The following is a 13952-nucleotide window of genomic DNA, read 5'->3' on the forward strand; positions in this document are numbered from 1 at the left end:
GAACAGCTTTTTTATCGAATATTGTGGATGGCAGTGATAGGGAGTTACCCCTGCATATATGGATATAGTTGTTTTCTGTAATCTGCTTATACGAAAAAAAACGCGGCGATCCATTGGAAGGTCTTCTCCATTGTTTCGACTTTATTAAAGGGAGTCCTATATGGCGCGTCTGCGAGTCGGATCTATTCATCGAAGTTGCCCCTACATCAGGCGATTGATCGTAATAGTAAGTGGATTGGTTTGCAGACCATTGAACAATGTAGTGTTTATTGTTCGGCTTATGTTGGCAAGCGCGTGTAAAAAAGATAGTTGAAATGAAAAGTCTAGTCTAGCAGGGTTCTCGGACAGAATTATACGTTTGATTGAGGCGAGGTGAGCAGGTCAGTAAAAAAAGTTCTTTCATCCGCTCAAATCGGGATTTATACGTCGTGTCAAGATGAAGAAAATAAAACCAAGCTAAATAACGATTCAAATATTTAAAAGAGATCCAGCTGAAATAGGCGATCCAACTTACAAATGTGGGGCGCAAGTCATGGTCCATATGCATGAGTGGAATAAATGCGCCGCTACGGAATGTAATGTAGGGGCTCTTCCAGCCAAGTTTTTCGGTCTCGAATAGCTTTACGTTAAGTTCAGCGCTTGCCAGAGCTTGAAGGATTTTGTGCCGCCAGTAGAAAGCAGTCGTAATCGAAATGCGAACGACAAGAGCAGCATTGAATAGGGAGTAACCTTTTACCATGCATTCAAGGAATTTTACGAATTTTTGCGGCGAATGTGTCCAATGGAACGGAGTGTTGGTCAAATCATTAAAAGTCCGCTCGCAACATTTGCATTTATAACGTTGGCGATCACGATATTTTCCGTAGCGAACAATTTGCTTACTTTTGCAGTGGGGACAAGCATGCTCTCTCTCTTTCAAGGCGTTTAGAATCGCGAGATACGATGGGTAGTCAGTGTAACGCTCAAATAAATTAAAATAAGCCTTGTTCATTTTGAAAACCTCCCCCTTTTTCGAACGCCTGTTCCCATAATAACGTAGATAGCTGATTTTGTCCACCCACAATTTTCAATAAAAAAGGGAACTTTTGAACTCCTTACTTGTATTTTTTCGGAAGCCTCTTTAAGGCTAAATTGGATCAACAATATTCGATAAAAAACAGGGGATAGCAGGCGCCTCGCTGGCTTTTTTAGTTTGAGAAAAATGGTTTTGGCGTAAGGAAAAAAGCATCAACAATATTCGGTAATAAAGCAAAGCGCACGGCGATCACCCCGCCAGAGCCCCCGCCAACAAGCAAAAAAAATTCCTCCTGAATCAGACCAGAAGGAATTTTCACGCTTTTATCTTATTCGGCTTTTGCCTTCGCTTTTTGCGGTTGCTGAGTTTTATAGTCTTTTTCGGATACTAACGGAATTGCTCGGATGAAAATAGCGACAACGACAGCGACGAGCATAATGATCGATCCCGTTAGAAAAGTTGTCGTCAATGCATCGCTAAATATCCCTCTTATCATGACAACCATTTTTTCCGCTAAAGGTAAAATTTCCGTAGGCATCCCATTTAAAATAGTCGTTAATCTCGGTTGATCCAGCAGCGTCTCGGGATTCATTAATTGAGCAAACTGATTCACTTGATCAGGAGGAAGCTGCTCCATCTGTTGACCGCCCGCGCCTGCAAACGCGTCTGTCATCCTGCTCGTCATCCGTGAGCTCATCACACTCCCCAGCACTCCGATTCCAATTGTGCTTCCTAATGAACGGAACAATTGCGAAGATGCCGACGCCACACCAAGCTGAGTTAACGGAACCGCATTTTGTACGGTGAGAGAGAACACGGGTAGGCTAGCGCCGAGTCCAATTCCAATGACAGCTAAGTACAAGATGAGAATTGAGATCGGCGTATCCATATGGATAAAGTGCAGTAAAAACATGCCAATGGACGTGGTCAGTAACCCCGCTACCGCTAACGCCTTGTATTTCCCTGTCTTTGTCATAAATTGACCCGCAAAAGAGGTCGCGATCACCATCACGATCGACATCGGCATCATAATATAGCCGGACCCGCTTGGTGAAATTCCTTTTACACCTTGAATGAAAAACGGCGTATAGATCATCACGCCCATCATCCCCGCCCCGAGTAAAAACACAGCGATATTGGACAACGTCACTATATCATTTTTAAATAACGAAAGAGGCAGCACAGGTGATTTTACTTTTGATTCTGTAATAATAAACGCGATCAAACCTACTATCGTAAGACCAAACAAACTCAAAATTTCCCACGAAGTCCATGCGTACTTACCAGGTCCCTGACCGGCTAAACTAAACGCAAGCAGTAAGGAAACGATGGTTACAGTGAGGAAAAAGGAGCCAAAATAATCGATCGTTTCTCCTTGTCTGCGCTCGACTTTTGGAAATAGCGTCATAATCATGATGAAAGCGACGATGCCGAGCGGGAGAAACACCCAAAACACCCAGTGCCAGTCGAGGTGGTCAACAATATAGCCGCCCATTAACGGCCCGAGCACACTCGAAATACCAAAAATACCACTCATTAATCCGGTCCAACGCGCCCTTTCTCGCGGCAGATACAAATCTCCGATCGCAGTAAAAGCGGTTGACATAATAATCCCCGCTCCGAATCCTGTTATCCCCCGATAAGCAATCAGTTGAAAAATGCTATTTGAGAGTCCAGATAAAAAGGCGCCGAGCGTAAACAAGCCAATTCCTGCTAATATAAACGGTTTCCTTCCATATATATCAGAAAGCTTTCCAACAAGAATCGTCGCGACGGCCGTCGTTAGCAAATAAATCGTAATCGCCCATGTGTAGTAATCCATCCCGCCGAGGCTCGCAATAATACGCGGCATCGCCACACCGATAATTGTCTGGTTAATCGCCGAGAAAAACATCGCAACCATAATTGCGATCATAATCGTTATTTTCTTTTTCTCTGTTAAGTCGTTCATTCGTTTTTCCCCCTTCGTAAATCGTCGATGTTGCGGGAGGCCCGTTCAAAGCAGTTTATAAAAAACGTCAAGTCCGCATCGGATAAGTCGTTGAACACGAGCCTCATCAGTTCAGAGCCCTCGTTTTGCAGCTCCCGAATTGCTTCCTTCCCTTTGTTCGTAATCTTCAAATAGACAACTCGACGATCATCTTGATCACGTAGGCGGGTAATATACCCGTTTTCAATGAGTTTGTCTGCTACCGTTGTCGCCGCTCCAGGTGTGAGGTTCAATGCGTCCGCCAACTCTGACATCCGCTTGTGGGCCCCATTTCGTTCGAGTAAAAAGAGCATATGTGACTGTGATCCAGGGAACCGTTCTTCAAAAATTTGCTTCCATAGAGAACCCAACTTTTTGGATAAATGCCAGTATACCCTCTCAAATTGTCCGAAAAGGTGTTGTTCGTTCGTTAACAAAAGTTTTCCTCCCATAAATGTTTATGTGATTAATAGTTTGACTATCAAAGTATAATGCAGGAGATTGCGGGTTGTCAAACCCAATAATTCCCTCAAATCGCCTTACTCCAGTATGAGGAAAAAGAGTGTTATTTATTCAGAATTGAAAAGGGACATATAGGCATAGATACGGCCGACACATCCCTTTTTATCGAAGATTGTAGACTTTGTAGGGTGTCGTGTGATCGGAAATTCTAAATTAGGTATAAAAGAAATAGGGGCTCGAAAGCCCTACTGTATGATTGTTATATATAGACTAGCAAGACTAAAGGCACTCTTTTTTTTAGTGAAAAGCAGATAAATGAGCTTTTTGTCATTGTAATGTTGTAAAAACTCTGTTATTTTATATTAAAGTTATTCTAATTAAGGAAATTAAGACCTGAGACAGTCGGTGTAGTAGGATTGGACCGTAATCGTAAGGATGTACTGTACCGCCAAGCGGTGGTTACACTTATATGATTTTGTAAATAAGGACTAGGGGGAGATGAGATGGGGTTGGATACTCCACTAGCAGGGATAGACAGTTTGGCATTCGAAAATGAAGGTCCATTAGATATGGAGTGGGTGGAACTAATTCTGGAAGCCAAAAGGTTGGGGTTGAGTTTCGAAGAAGTTCGTAATTATTTTCGCCTTTTTCAAAAGTAATGATATGGGTTTTAAAAATTTGTTGGTCGATTCGATAGGTTGGTAGTTTAGCTAAAAAGAAGAACTACAATCTGTCGAAGATTGATGTGACCCCCAAAAATTAGATTTGTGACTCTCGCTCTTGTGGCGCGGGTCAGACTCCTTTCGAGTGTTGCCATGCATTAATTTTTGAGTCCTATCGTTCTTGATATAGAACAAGGGCGTTATGATATAAAGAACGATCATAAGGAAGTAATGAAACGTGATTTCAACAATTATGAAGCGTCGCAGGTTATTTTTCATCAGCCATTCGCTTTTAAAATGCCCAATCTTGGAATCCGGGCCAAGGGAACAGAGATCACCTTGGAAAAGGAAACGGATCGCCTAACGGTCATCCAGTCGGATCGACGAATCCGGGAAAGGGTAAAGGCAATAAAAAAATAGGTTACTTTTAAAGCAACCACCTATCAAACAGTAATCCATTTTACATAAGACCTGTAACCAAGGTCTTCTTTTTTTCCTCGCTAATCCAATTCTTCATGCCTTCTTGGAAGCTCAACCAGCTGCTTGCAAATCCAATAAAAGGGTAGACGAGGTCATTCCTGAAACTAATAAATGCTAATAAGGCTCCGACCGTGCGCGTTCTATAGGCGCCCATCCACGAGAGATCGCCATGAAGACGAGCAAGATGAGGTACGTTTTCCACTAGGTACGAATAAAAGAAAAAATCCTTTGCAGTGGAATCATGCTATGAGTTCGCATGTATTTAATGGGATCCATTTGATTGTCCCTTCCTGGATGCGATCTCTTTTAATCGTCTCCAATAGTAAAAACCCTTTTTGCAATAAACAGGAACTGTGGGAAAAGAGAGAATGAACCGAGTCCAGATGCGCGTCACCCTCCCGCCTGTTTTTAGAACCGATCGTTTCTTTTTAATGGATATCAATTTACCAATTAGCTGTTCAGGCGAAAGCGGGGGATCAAATTGAACATTCGAATCCCCTTTGAAAGCGTGAAAAAGAATCTGGTTCTTTAAAAAACTGTGATAATAACGGTGCCCGATCAGTTGACCGTCCTCCGTTTGGAACAAATAGACATCTCCTTTTTTAAGATCCAGCTCTGCGGATAATGGGACAAAGCGGCATATATCGCCTTCTTTAATCAACGGAAACATGCTCACTCCGCTGGCAGGGATATCGACCCAGCCTTTTTTTGCAAGGATCGATTTAATGCTTGAACCTAGTGGGTTAACGTTGCTCATGAACGAGCCCGATCTTTTCCAGTTGTTGAATAAATCCAATTGTTTCATATCTGATTTTTTCGGAGTCGGCTTGAAATTGACGCGTGATCATTTCTATGATCTGCTCGATTGTTTTATGCGCTAACAACGCCTCCACAATATAGGCGCCCATCCGATTAATTTTTGTAATCGTAAATCCTTCGGTATCCATGACGACCCATTCTCCATCCATCTCAATCAGTTCGATGTGATTCATGAAATCAACTCCCAAAATCGGTTGTTTTTTTGAAAATACAATTGGCGCGCGGGTACCGCGGTAATTAACTGCTGGCATAAGTGAAGTATTTTTTTCGTCTCGCTTGTATCATGCGGCCAGTAGAACACTTTGTCGATGAGTTGAAAAAGTGTTTCCGTTCGGTTGAGCGGCTTTGTTTTCACGTCCGACGATTGTGTAAGTAAGTAGATCGCGGTGAGCGGACAAAAGGGTTGACGCCCTGTCATTGCCAATTCACTATTAAAAGGCGACGGCAGTACCTGAACTGCCCCGTCCGTAATTTTTAGAATGGTTGCTTCATCGGAATAAACTGCCCGCGGCTGAGATAGTTTGGCCACGGTTGATTTTCCCGCTCCCGAACGCCCCGCAAATAAATAGGCTTTCCCCGCCTGTTCAAGGCAAGAGGAATGGAGCAGCAATCCCCAAGATTGATAAACAATGAACGCGCTGTATAAATTCATCAGGGCATGTTTTAAAGCGACCGCATCGAGAACGAGCAGCTTTGCGCGATTAAAAGATGTATCAATAGTGATCCGATAATCCGAGCGTTCATAAGCGATCATTCCTTGTCTATTCGTTATAACGACATGAAAATCAGTCGTTGTCACGCCAATTGGGTATGGTTCAAGACGCGCCTGAAGATCCACCTTCTTTGGCGGGGGATTAAGGATGAACGAAGCATAGTCTTGGTAGATTAGTTGAATCATTTGTTCCTGAGCGCTTTCGATTTGAAAAATGTGTTCACCAATTTTAAGATGAGTCTGGTACATAGGATGCCTCCTTTTTTATTGAATATTGTTGGTTTTTACGGCGCGGTCGACAGTCATTTCCTGCTGATCATCGCCGCAAATTGCCCCCATCTTTGTTTGTACAATTTGAATAAGGAGCTCCCGTGGGAATCTTCGTCACCTACCGCTTTACACTCATAAGCGGCCATCGCTTGTCCTGGGATGAACCATGTGGCCAGCTTTCTCAGTCGGTCCCGAGGTGAATCGAAATCAAGGAATTCAAAACAGAACATGTTGGCGTATTGCTTGTATGTTTTGTAATCGTGATTGCGGATCGCCTCGTATTCCCACCAGCGTGTTGTATTGCTTGTCAAAGGAAAGATATTAACTGGTTTAAGGTGAGGAAATTGTTGATAGACGATCGATAGTGTTTTGCGTATTCGTTGTTCGGTTCCTTGTCTGATCATCTCTCTTTCTAGTCGTTTCCAGTCAAACTGTGGACCGATTACACTGATCACCCGCAAAATATCAATGAAGTATTTTAAACAGTTTAAATGATGTCGCCAGCCGTGCAGACAAATCATATAGAAGGTGTGATAGTCGCTCAATTCACGGATATATTCACTCGTTTGGATCGGTTTCGACTCCGCCCAAAATTCATCCATCGACAATTGAGAAGTTCGCTCTTGCAACAATCCCCAGTGCAATTCAACTGTTAAGGGGATATTAGAGTGAGGAAGCGCTTGACTAAAGCTGAGATGAAAATGCGCAGGGATCGGTTCTTCATCGATTGTAAAGCCTAAATCCCTCACGACAGCGGCTGCCTGACTCAGCTCGGCTTGAGGGATGAGCAGATCAATATCTGACGTCCACCTTGCAGATAGTTTCCCGAAATACGTTTCGATAAAATGGGTTCCTTTTAATGGAATCACATAAATGTGAGCTTCCTCAAAGGCAGCTAAAATTTGTTCCATCTTTCTTTTAATGTACAGATTTTGTAAGAAGGCCTGATTGGCCTGTTGTTTTAAAGCCTTTTGGAAAAAAACTGGCGTTTGATGTACGGCGTTTCGCTGTTCTAAGTAAAATAGAATTTGCGGTGAGATGGAGAAGTGCTCAATATCAGTAAGAGCCTTTTCATACCAGGTAGTCTCACTTGGTAAAGGGAGCTCTGGGTCATGCAGAGTGGTGATGAATGGGCGTAACAAAGAATACCCTCCTAACAATTTGGATTCAATCAACGTTCATTATAAAGAACGTAATTGGAGTTGTAAAGAGATGTAAAAACAGTCGAATAACTATTGACTCGTTCATTATAAAGAACTATAATGGAGCGCGATTGCTCTCGGAAAAATGAATGGATTGTAGGTGACGTGGTGATTGGACAGCGCATTAAAAGATTAAGGGAAGAGAGAGGATATTCCATCACGGAACTTGCTAGCCTGGCGGAAGTATCTAAATCATATTTAAGTTACATTGAGAGGAACTTGCAAAATAATCCTTCTCTTCAGTTTTTAACAAAGGTGGCAGTACCCTTGGAGACTACCCTCGAGTTCTTACTCGAAGACACTGCCAAAGAGGAGGATAAGCTTGACGAGGAATGGAAGCAGCTCATTCAAAATGGGATTGAAGAGGGCATGAGCAAAGAGGATTTTCAAGCCTTCAAAGATTTTATTCGTTTTAAAAAGTGGAAAAATAATGAACAGGATAATTAATTTCTATTGACTTGTTCGTTATAAAGAACTACACTGATTAGTATGTTAGTCCGTTTTATCTATTTGCAGTGGTGTTCTGTATATTGAACATTCCATCCAAAAAAAGAACGATGGAGGAAACCGTGGACAAAGAAATTAAAATCATTGATTTTATTCATCCGCTTAAGAAACGATGGAAATTAATCTTGCTTGTTACGGTCGCGACGGCCCTGATTAGTGGGTTGTATAGCTTCAAGACGACGACGCTTTTGTATCAAACGCATACGCGTATTTTACTTGGTCCGCAGCAAGGGAATTTAGTATCAACAATGGCGATCGTAATTAAGGATCCCGTTGTGCTTGATCAAGTGTCGGACAGGCTAGATCAGTCCCGCTCGTCACGGGCGCTGAGCGGCCAGATTAGTCTTTCTAGCGAGAATGATTCCCAGTTTGTGAAGATCACGGCGTCAGATGCGGATCCTGAGATGGCCGCTCAAATTGCCAATATCGGCGCCGAAGTTTTCATTAAGGAAATTGGGAACATCCTCGGTGTTTACGATGCAAAAGTGTTATCTGAGGCTAGCCCGAATTTTGCGCCGATCAATGCCAAGCCCCGCTACAATATGGATCTTGGTTTAGTCGCTGGGATCGTCATTAGTATCGGAATTGTATTGTTATTGGATAGCATGGACCACAGCATCCGCTCTGAACGAGAAATTCGAGAAAAATTACATTTGTCTGTCTTAGGGACCGTTTCGAAAGGATCGAAGAAAAATTTTCGGCGCGTAACGAGTGTTGAGCGCGCGGTTAGGAAGGATCAGAAGAAACGGGCGAGGGGAGAGGACGGTGTGGTCGATGTTTAAACCAAAAAGAGCCAAGTTGGAAGCGTGGATTCGCCCTCATTCGGTTATTGCCGAACAATTTCGGGCGATTCGGGAGAATATAGGATTCACAGCCCATAATCAATCCCTTAATAGTATCGCAATCACATCCCCGCAGTCGGGAGAAGGCAAGTCACTGATCGCGGCTAATTTGGCAGTATCGATGAGTCGCCAAGGACAGCGTGTGTTGCTTGTGGACGCCCATTTTAAAAGCCCTATGATTCATACGCTATTTTCCCTTTCTAACGCAGTCGGACTAGCAGATGTTTTACGAGGCGCGATTGGGTGGGAAGAAGCGACTCAGCAGTCGGAGTTGGCTGGGATAGACATTCTAACAGCTGGGTCGCTCATAGGCGGCTCGAACGAATGGTTGTATCCCCAAGCATTTCGAGGGTGGCTTTCAATGACAACAGATCTATATGATGTTGTTTTAGTTGATTGCCCTCCGATTATTGATTGCGCGGATACTCAAATCATCGCTTATCAAGTGGATGGCGTGATCCTTACGCTCAGAAGAGGAGTAAGCGACCTAGCGCGCGCGGAAGAAGCGAAAAATAGACTTACGCTTAGTAAGGCAAATATTTTAGGTGTTATATTCAATGATAAGGACAATTGAATCGATCAATATCGCGATGCGTTCATTATAAAGAACAGACCGTGATAACGGTGATGTCTCCTCTCCGGTAACAATGGAGGCACTCGGCTATGCTGTGGGTTTAAAAACCTTAGCATTAATTGGCGAAAGTATAGCGTGAGGAAGGGTTAGATGCCCTAGGGAGTTTTTCCCTGCGCGGTTTACGCGATAGTAGACCGCGCAGGGAAACGCTTTTTTAGTTAGAAATAAGAGAAAGTGGAGGTGAACAAGATGACCTATCGACAACGGTTATTCTTGTTGGCTTTTGTGGATTCAATCAGTATCATCAGCGGCATGGCGCTCGGGAATGTCATCATTAAAAATAGCTTGCCGATGAATGGATTTATGCTATGGGTTAGCGCTTGGATCCTGCTGCTAAGCCATTTTGGGTGGTCTGTTCGCTACAAAATTTATAAAAAGGCGTGGGAATACGCGAGTGTCGGCGAACTGATTGCAATTGTGAAGTGTTCGCTTTTTTCCATTCTTTTTACAGCAATTGCTCAACTTGTTCTTTTTAGCGAAGTTCATTTCCGCTTGCTGATTGTTTCTTGGATGATGTACCTCCTTTTATTCGGCGGTTCAAGATTTGGTTGGCGTCTATTTCGCGATCGTTATTTTAAAGAAACTACCAATCGAAGACGCGCGCTGATTATTGGAGCGGGATCCGCAGGAACAATGGTTGCCAGACAACTACTGCATAACAACGACGCCCAATTGTTGCCGATTGCCTTCATTGATGATTGTCCATCTAAACAAAACCTTGAAATTTTAGGGCTGCCTGTGATTGGCGGTGTTGATCAGATTAAGCAGAAAGTAGCGGAATTGCAGATAGAAAATATCGTCATTGCGATTCCATCTTTAAAGAAAAGGGAGCTGCGAGTTATTTTTCAGGCCTGTTCTGGAACTGCTGCGAAGACGAAAATGATTCCAATGCTTGAGGATATTGTAATGGGAAAAGTGTCGGTTAGCCAATTTCGCGATGTGCGGGTGGAAGATCTACTCGGGAGAGATCCGGTTGAATTGTATACAAACAGTATCTCCGAATACATCACGGGTAAAACAGTCCTTGTGACGGGCGCGGGGGGCTCAATTGGCTCTGAGCTTTGCAGACAAATCATGTGCTTTAGCCCAGCCCAGTTGGTTTTACTCGGACACGGTGAAAATAGCATTTATACAATAGAAATGGAATTAAAGGATGCCCATGGTAGTACGGGCGTACAGATCCATACGGAAATTGCTGACTTGCAAGATCGTGACAAAATGATGGCCATCATCGCTGAATATCAACCGCATGTTGTGTATCATGCCGCGGCTCATAAACACGTGCCGTTAATGGAGCGGAATCCTGAAGAAGCTGTTAAAAACAATATGATAGGCACGCTGAATATAGCCGAGGCTGCCAGTCAGTACGGTGTTGAAACATTTGTCATGATTTCAACGGACAAAGCGGTGAATCCAACGAGTGTGATGGGAGCGAGTAAAAGATTAGCGGAGATGCTCATTCAACGCTTAGATCAAGTCAGCCCCGAAAGTCGCTTTGTAACTGTTCGTTTTGGGAATGTGCTGGGGAGTCGCGGCAGTGTGATTCCTCGCTTTAAAAAGCAAATCCAAACAGGAGGTCCTGTAACCGTTACGCATCCTGAGATGGTTCGTTATTTCATGACGATTCCCGAAGCATCGCGTTTAGTCATACAGGCTGGCGCATTGGCTGAAGGCGGTGAAGTTTTTGTGCTCGATATGGGGGAGCCTGTCAAAATTGTTGATCTAGCCAAAAACTTGATTCGCTTATCGGGTAACTCTTTGGACGAGATCGGGATTCAGTTTTCAGGCATTCGTCCAGGCGAAAAATTGTTTGAAGAATTGTTGCAAGAGGATGAAATCGGTGATCATCAGGTTCACCCTAAAATTTACATCGGTAAAACATCTACCTTATTAATAGAAGAGATTGAGGAATTGATTCAAGAGTACGCGCAATTAGACCGAGGGGAATTGCGAGAGCGATTATTAAAGTTAGCGAATCACAAAGTTGAAGCTAAAGCGGCGCCTGAATTGCTCTCCGTTGGGGGATAAAAAATTAAAGCTTAGGGGAGGAACATAAAGAATGAAAGTGAAAAAAGCGATCATTCCAGCCGCGGGTCTTGGCACTCGGTTCTTACCGGCCACGAAAGCGATGCCGAAAGAAATGCTGCCAATCGTAGACAAACCGACGATTCAATACATTATTGAAGAAGCCGTCGCATCTGGAATTGAAGATATTATTATTGTTACCGGAAAAGGGAAACGGGCGATCGAGGATCATTTCGATCATTCATTTGAACTTGAACAAAACCTGTTGGAACAAGGGAAGCTAGACTTGCTTCATAAGGTTCGACATCCATCTAAATTGGTGGACATCCATTATATACGTCAAAAGGAACCGAAAGGTTTGGGTCATGCGATTTGGCGCGCGCGTAAGTTTATCGGGAATGAACCATTCGCCGTGTTGTTAGGAGACGATATCGTTCAGGCTGATAAGCCATGCTTGCTGCAATTGATGGAACAGTATGAACGGTACAATGCCTCAATCATTGGTGTTCAAGCCGTGCCCGAGTCCGAAGTCGACCGATATGGTATCGTCGATGCTCGCATCATGGATGAGCGCTTTTATCGCGTTAATAATTTAGTAGAAAAACCGCGTCAAGAAGAGGCGCCTTCCAATCTTGCTATCTTAGGACGCTATATTCTAAGTCCGCGTATTTTCGATATCTTAGCGAGGCAAGAGCCCGGTAGCGGCGGGGAAATTCAATTAACTGACGCCATTGCGGGATTGAATCGGCATGAGGCGGTATATGCATATGATTTTGAAGGCGTTCGTCATGATGTTGGGGAGAAAATGGGCTTTATTAAAACGACGATCGAGTACGCGTTGCAACGAACGGAATTGCGCTCGGATTTGCTTGATTATTTAGCGGAGCTCACTGAGCGAGAACTAGCGCGTCTGTAAAGGGGGATAAAAAACATGTCTGTTAAGAATGCAATTGAAACAAGAAAGAATAGCCTTATCCAAAAGAATAAAGCCGAACAGCTCGGTATGTCAACCGATGTTATTTCCTATCTTGTTGGTCGGCTAGATATTAAACAGGTAGAATCAGCATTATTGCGAGTTGCTGCTTATTCGGCAATGGTAAATCGGGAAGTAACGATTGAGCTAGTTGAAGAAGCATTGCAGGATGAAGCTGTCATTTCGCTTAGCCGAAGTAAGCGAAAAGAACGTCGCAGAAATTGGTCCTCTAGTGGAATGGTCGCTATGTTAAGCGGGCTTTTATTATTAAACGGTTGTTCGTTTAATTCAGCCGTTGGATCGCCACTTGCAGAAAAGGCATCCGCTCAGTCGGATGAAGCGTCCGCGGACGCGGCTACCCAGTCGGATATTACACTTCCAGGAAAAGCGATCCCATTTGAAGAAGTCACTGTATCGCCGTCGATTGCTGGAAATGTGCAAGCATTGATGGTCGAAATGGGGGCCTATGTGACGAAGGACCAAACGTTGGCTCAAATAGATGAAAGTGACTTAGGACTGCAAATCAAACAAGCCGAGGCGCATGTGAAAACGGTAGAAGCGCAAGCGCAGGCGCAGTCGATTGAACAACAGATTCGTTTAAATGAAGTGAAAGCCTCGTTAGAGCAAGGCAATACAGCCGGTGGGAGTTCAGCGGGGACCACGCTCGTAACGGCGGAAGCTTCATTGGCGGAAGCGCTTGATGAATTAGAAAAGGCCGTTTTTGTATTCGAACATGGCGGTATTTCCGAGGAAGAGTTGCAACAGAAAAAGAATAAAGCGCAGCAGGTCGAACAGCAGATTCAAGCGCACAAAGAAAGCGCCGCTGCTCAAGCCGCTGAGTCCCAAAAGAAACAACAAGCAACAGCGGAAGTGGCTAAATTACAACAACAAGCGATTAATGTAAGCGCGAGACTAACCCAGATGGGTAGAGATCAAGCGTTGGCTGATCTTGAGTTGGTGCGTTATCAATATAACAATCTGACGGTCAAGGCCCCAATCGCCGGGTTTATCACGGCGAAAGAGGTCATTACCGGTGATTCTGTCTCTCCTTCTACGCCGCTGTTCGTTATAACGAATCTTGATAAATTATACATTCAGGTGGACGTTCCGGAAGCGGTGATCAACCGCGTGAAAGTCGGTCAGCATGCACATGCCCAAATTCCATCCATTAATAAGCGTGTGGAAGGAAAAGTGGCTTATGTCGCTCCAATGAGCAACGCTGAATCTCAGTCGTTTCCTGTGCGAATCCTTGTAGAAAATGCAGAACATCTGATTAAAGGTGGAATGAAAGCGCGAGTTCGAATCCTATTTGAATCGGAGCAACCAGAACCTACTGAGCCAGAGGCGACAAAAGAAGCTTCAGCTCAACAGGAGGGGTAA

General features: G+C 43.9%; 14 protein-coding genes. 7 read left to right on the forward strand and 7 right to left on the reverse strand.

Annotation, left to right across the window (positions count from 1 at the left end; translation table 11 throughout):
- Positions 1–328 precede the first annotated feature (328 nt).
- The 3 genes from BEP19_RS14615 to BEP19_RS14625 form a co-directional block, all read right to left on the reverse strand.
- Positions 329–991 carry an IS1 family transposase gene (locus BEP19_RS14615; RefSeq protein WP_120190639.1) on the reverse strand — a complete coding sequence of 221 codons (663 nt, stop codon included), beginning with the start codon at positions 989–991 and terminating at the stop codon, positions 329–331.
- A gap of 352 nt (positions 992–1343) precedes the next feature.
- The gene (locus BEP19_RS14620; protein ID WP_120190640.1) at positions 1344–2966 is read right to left on the reverse strand and encodes an MDR family MFS transporter; all 1623 of its coding nucleotides are present in this window, start codon (positions 2964–2966) and stop codon (positions 1344–1346) included.
- Entirely contained in the window at positions 2963–3421 is a 459-nt protein-coding gene (locus BEP19_RS14625) for a MarR family winged helix-turn-helix transcriptional regulator (protein ID WP_170145382.1), read from the reverse strand. Before BEP19_RS14625 ends, BEP19_RS14620 begins: the two co-directional genes overlap by 4 nt.
- Positions 3422–3949: 528 nt before the next feature.
- Between BEP19_RS14625 and BEP19_RS18225 the strand changes: the two genes are divergently transcribed.
- Entirely contained in the window at positions 3950–4105 is a 156-nt protein-coding gene (locus BEP19_RS18225) for a DNA-binding anti-repressor SinI (protein ID WP_120190642.1), read from the forward strand.
- A 745-nt stretch (positions 4106–4850) separates the two neighbouring features.
- Here BEP19_RS18225 and BEP19_RS14640 read toward each other — a convergent pair.
- The 4 genes from BEP19_RS14640 to BEP19_RS14655 are packed head-to-tail and all read right to left on the reverse strand — an operon-like array spanning position 4851 to position 7531.
- On the reverse strand, positions 4851–5345 hold the full coding sequence (locus BEP19_RS14640; RefSeq protein WP_120190644.1) for a S24/S26 family peptidase: 495 nt from the start codon (positions 5343–5345) through the stop codon (positions 4851–4853).
- A complete protein-coding gene (locus tag BEP19_RS14645; RefSeq protein WP_170145383.1) occupies positions 5332–5580 on the reverse strand; it encodes a PqqD family protein in 249 nt (82 codons plus the stop codon). The genes BEP19_RS14640 and BEP19_RS14645 overlap by 14 nt, the downstream gene beginning before the upstream one ends.
- A complete protein-coding gene (locus BEP19_RS14650; protein WP_120190646.1) occupies positions 5577–6368 on the reverse strand; it encodes a hypothetical protein in 792 nt (263 codons plus the stop codon). The genes BEP19_RS14645 and BEP19_RS14650 overlap by 4 nt, the downstream gene beginning before the upstream one ends.
- Positions 6369–6421: 53 nt before the next feature.
- Positions 6422–7531 (reverse strand): nucleotidyltransferase family protein, encoded by a 1110-nt coding sequence (locus BEP19_RS14655; protein WP_170145384.1) that lies wholly within the window; start codon positions 7529–7531, stop codon positions 6422–6424.
- 168 nt (positions 7532–7699) lie between these two features.
- Between BEP19_RS14655 and BEP19_RS14660 the strand changes: the two genes are divergently transcribed.
- The 6 genes from BEP19_RS14660 (at position 7700) to BEP19_RS14685 (ending at position 13952) form a co-directional block, all read left to right on the forward strand.
- Positions 7700–8038, forward strand: coding sequence for a helix-turn-helix domain-containing protein (locus BEP19_RS14660; RefSeq protein ID WP_120190648.1), 339 nt, complete (start codon positions 7700–7702; stop codon positions 8036–8038).
- A gap of 122 nt (positions 8039–8160) precedes the next feature.
- Positions 8161–8880, forward strand: coding sequence for a YveK family protein (locus BEP19_RS14665; RefSeq protein ID WP_170145385.1), 720 nt, complete (start codon positions 8161–8163; stop codon positions 8878–8880).
- A complete protein-coding gene (locus BEP19_RS14670) occupies positions 8873–9514 on the forward strand; it encodes a CpsD/CapB family tyrosine-protein kinase (protein WP_170145386.1) in 642 nt (213 codons plus the stop codon). Before BEP19_RS14665 ends, BEP19_RS14670 begins: the two co-directional genes overlap by 8 nt.
- A 249-nt stretch (positions 9515–9763) precedes the next feature.
- On the forward strand, positions 9764–11602 hold the full coding sequence (locus tag BEP19_RS14675; protein WP_120190651.1) for a polysaccharide biosynthesis protein: 1839 nt from the start codon (positions 9764–9766) through the stop codon (positions 11600–11602).
- A gap of 31 nt (positions 11603–11633) precedes the next feature.
- Entirely contained in the window at positions 11634–12515 is an 882-nt protein-coding gene (galU, locus tag BEP19_RS14680; protein WP_120190652.1) for a UTP--glucose-1-phosphate uridylyltransferase GalU, read from the forward strand.
- 15 nt (positions 12516–12530) lie between these two features.
- On the forward strand, positions 12531–13952 hold the full coding sequence (locus BEP19_RS14685) for an efflux RND transporter periplasmic adaptor subunit (protein WP_120190653.1): 1422 nt from the start codon (positions 12531–12533) through the stop codon (positions 13950–13952).

Origin of the sequence: Ammoniphilus oxalaticus (genome assembly GCF_003609605.1) — a bacterium.
GTDB classification, from domain to species: domain Bacteria; phylum Bacillota; class Bacilli; order Aneurinibacillales; family RAOX-1; genus Ammoniphilus; species Ammoniphilus oxalaticus.

What these genes read in the sequence shown, in the direction of transcription:
- BEP19_RS14650 (WP_120190646.1), bottom strand. Translation starts at nt 6,368, where the DNA reads ATGTACCAGACTCATCTTAAAATTGGTGAACACATTTTTCAAATCGAA.
- BEP19_RS14670 (WP_170145386.1), top strand. Translation starts at nt 8,873, where the DNA reads ATGTTTAAACCAAAAAGAGCCAAGTTGGAAGCGTGGATTCGCCCTCAT.
- BEP19_RS14620 (WP_120190640.1), bottom strand. Translation starts at nt 2,966, where the DNA reads ATGAACGACTTAACAGAGAAAAAGAAAATAACGATTATGATCGCAATT.
- BEP19_RS14615 (WP_120190639.1), bottom strand. Translation starts at nt 991, where the DNA reads ATGAACAAGGCTTATTTTAATTTATTTGAGCGTTACACTGACTACCCA.
- galU (WP_120190652.1), top strand. Translation starts at nt 11,634, where the DNA reads ATGAAAGTGAAAAAAGCGATCATTCCAGCCGCGGGTCTTGGCACTCGG.
- BEP19_RS18225 (WP_120190642.1), top strand. Translation starts at nt 3,950, where the DNA reads ATGGGGTTGGATACTCCACTAGCAGGGATAGACAGTTTGGCATTCGAA.
- BEP19_RS14645 (WP_170145383.1), bottom strand. Translation starts at nt 5,580, where the DNA reads ATGAATCACATCGAACTGATTGAGATGGATGGAGAATGGGTCGTCATG.
- BEP19_RS14675 (WP_120190651.1), top strand. Translation starts at nt 9,764, where the DNA reads ATGACCTATCGACAACGGTTATTCTTGTTGGCTTTTGTGGATTCAATC.
- BEP19_RS14640 (WP_120190644.1), bottom strand. Translation starts at nt 5,345, where the DNA reads ATGAGCAACGTTAACCCACTAGGTTCAAGCATTAAATCGATCCTTGCA.
- BEP19_RS14685 (WP_120190653.1), top strand. Translation starts at nt 12,531, where the DNA reads ATGTCTGTTAAGAATGCAATTGAAACAAGAAAGAATAGCCTTATCCAA.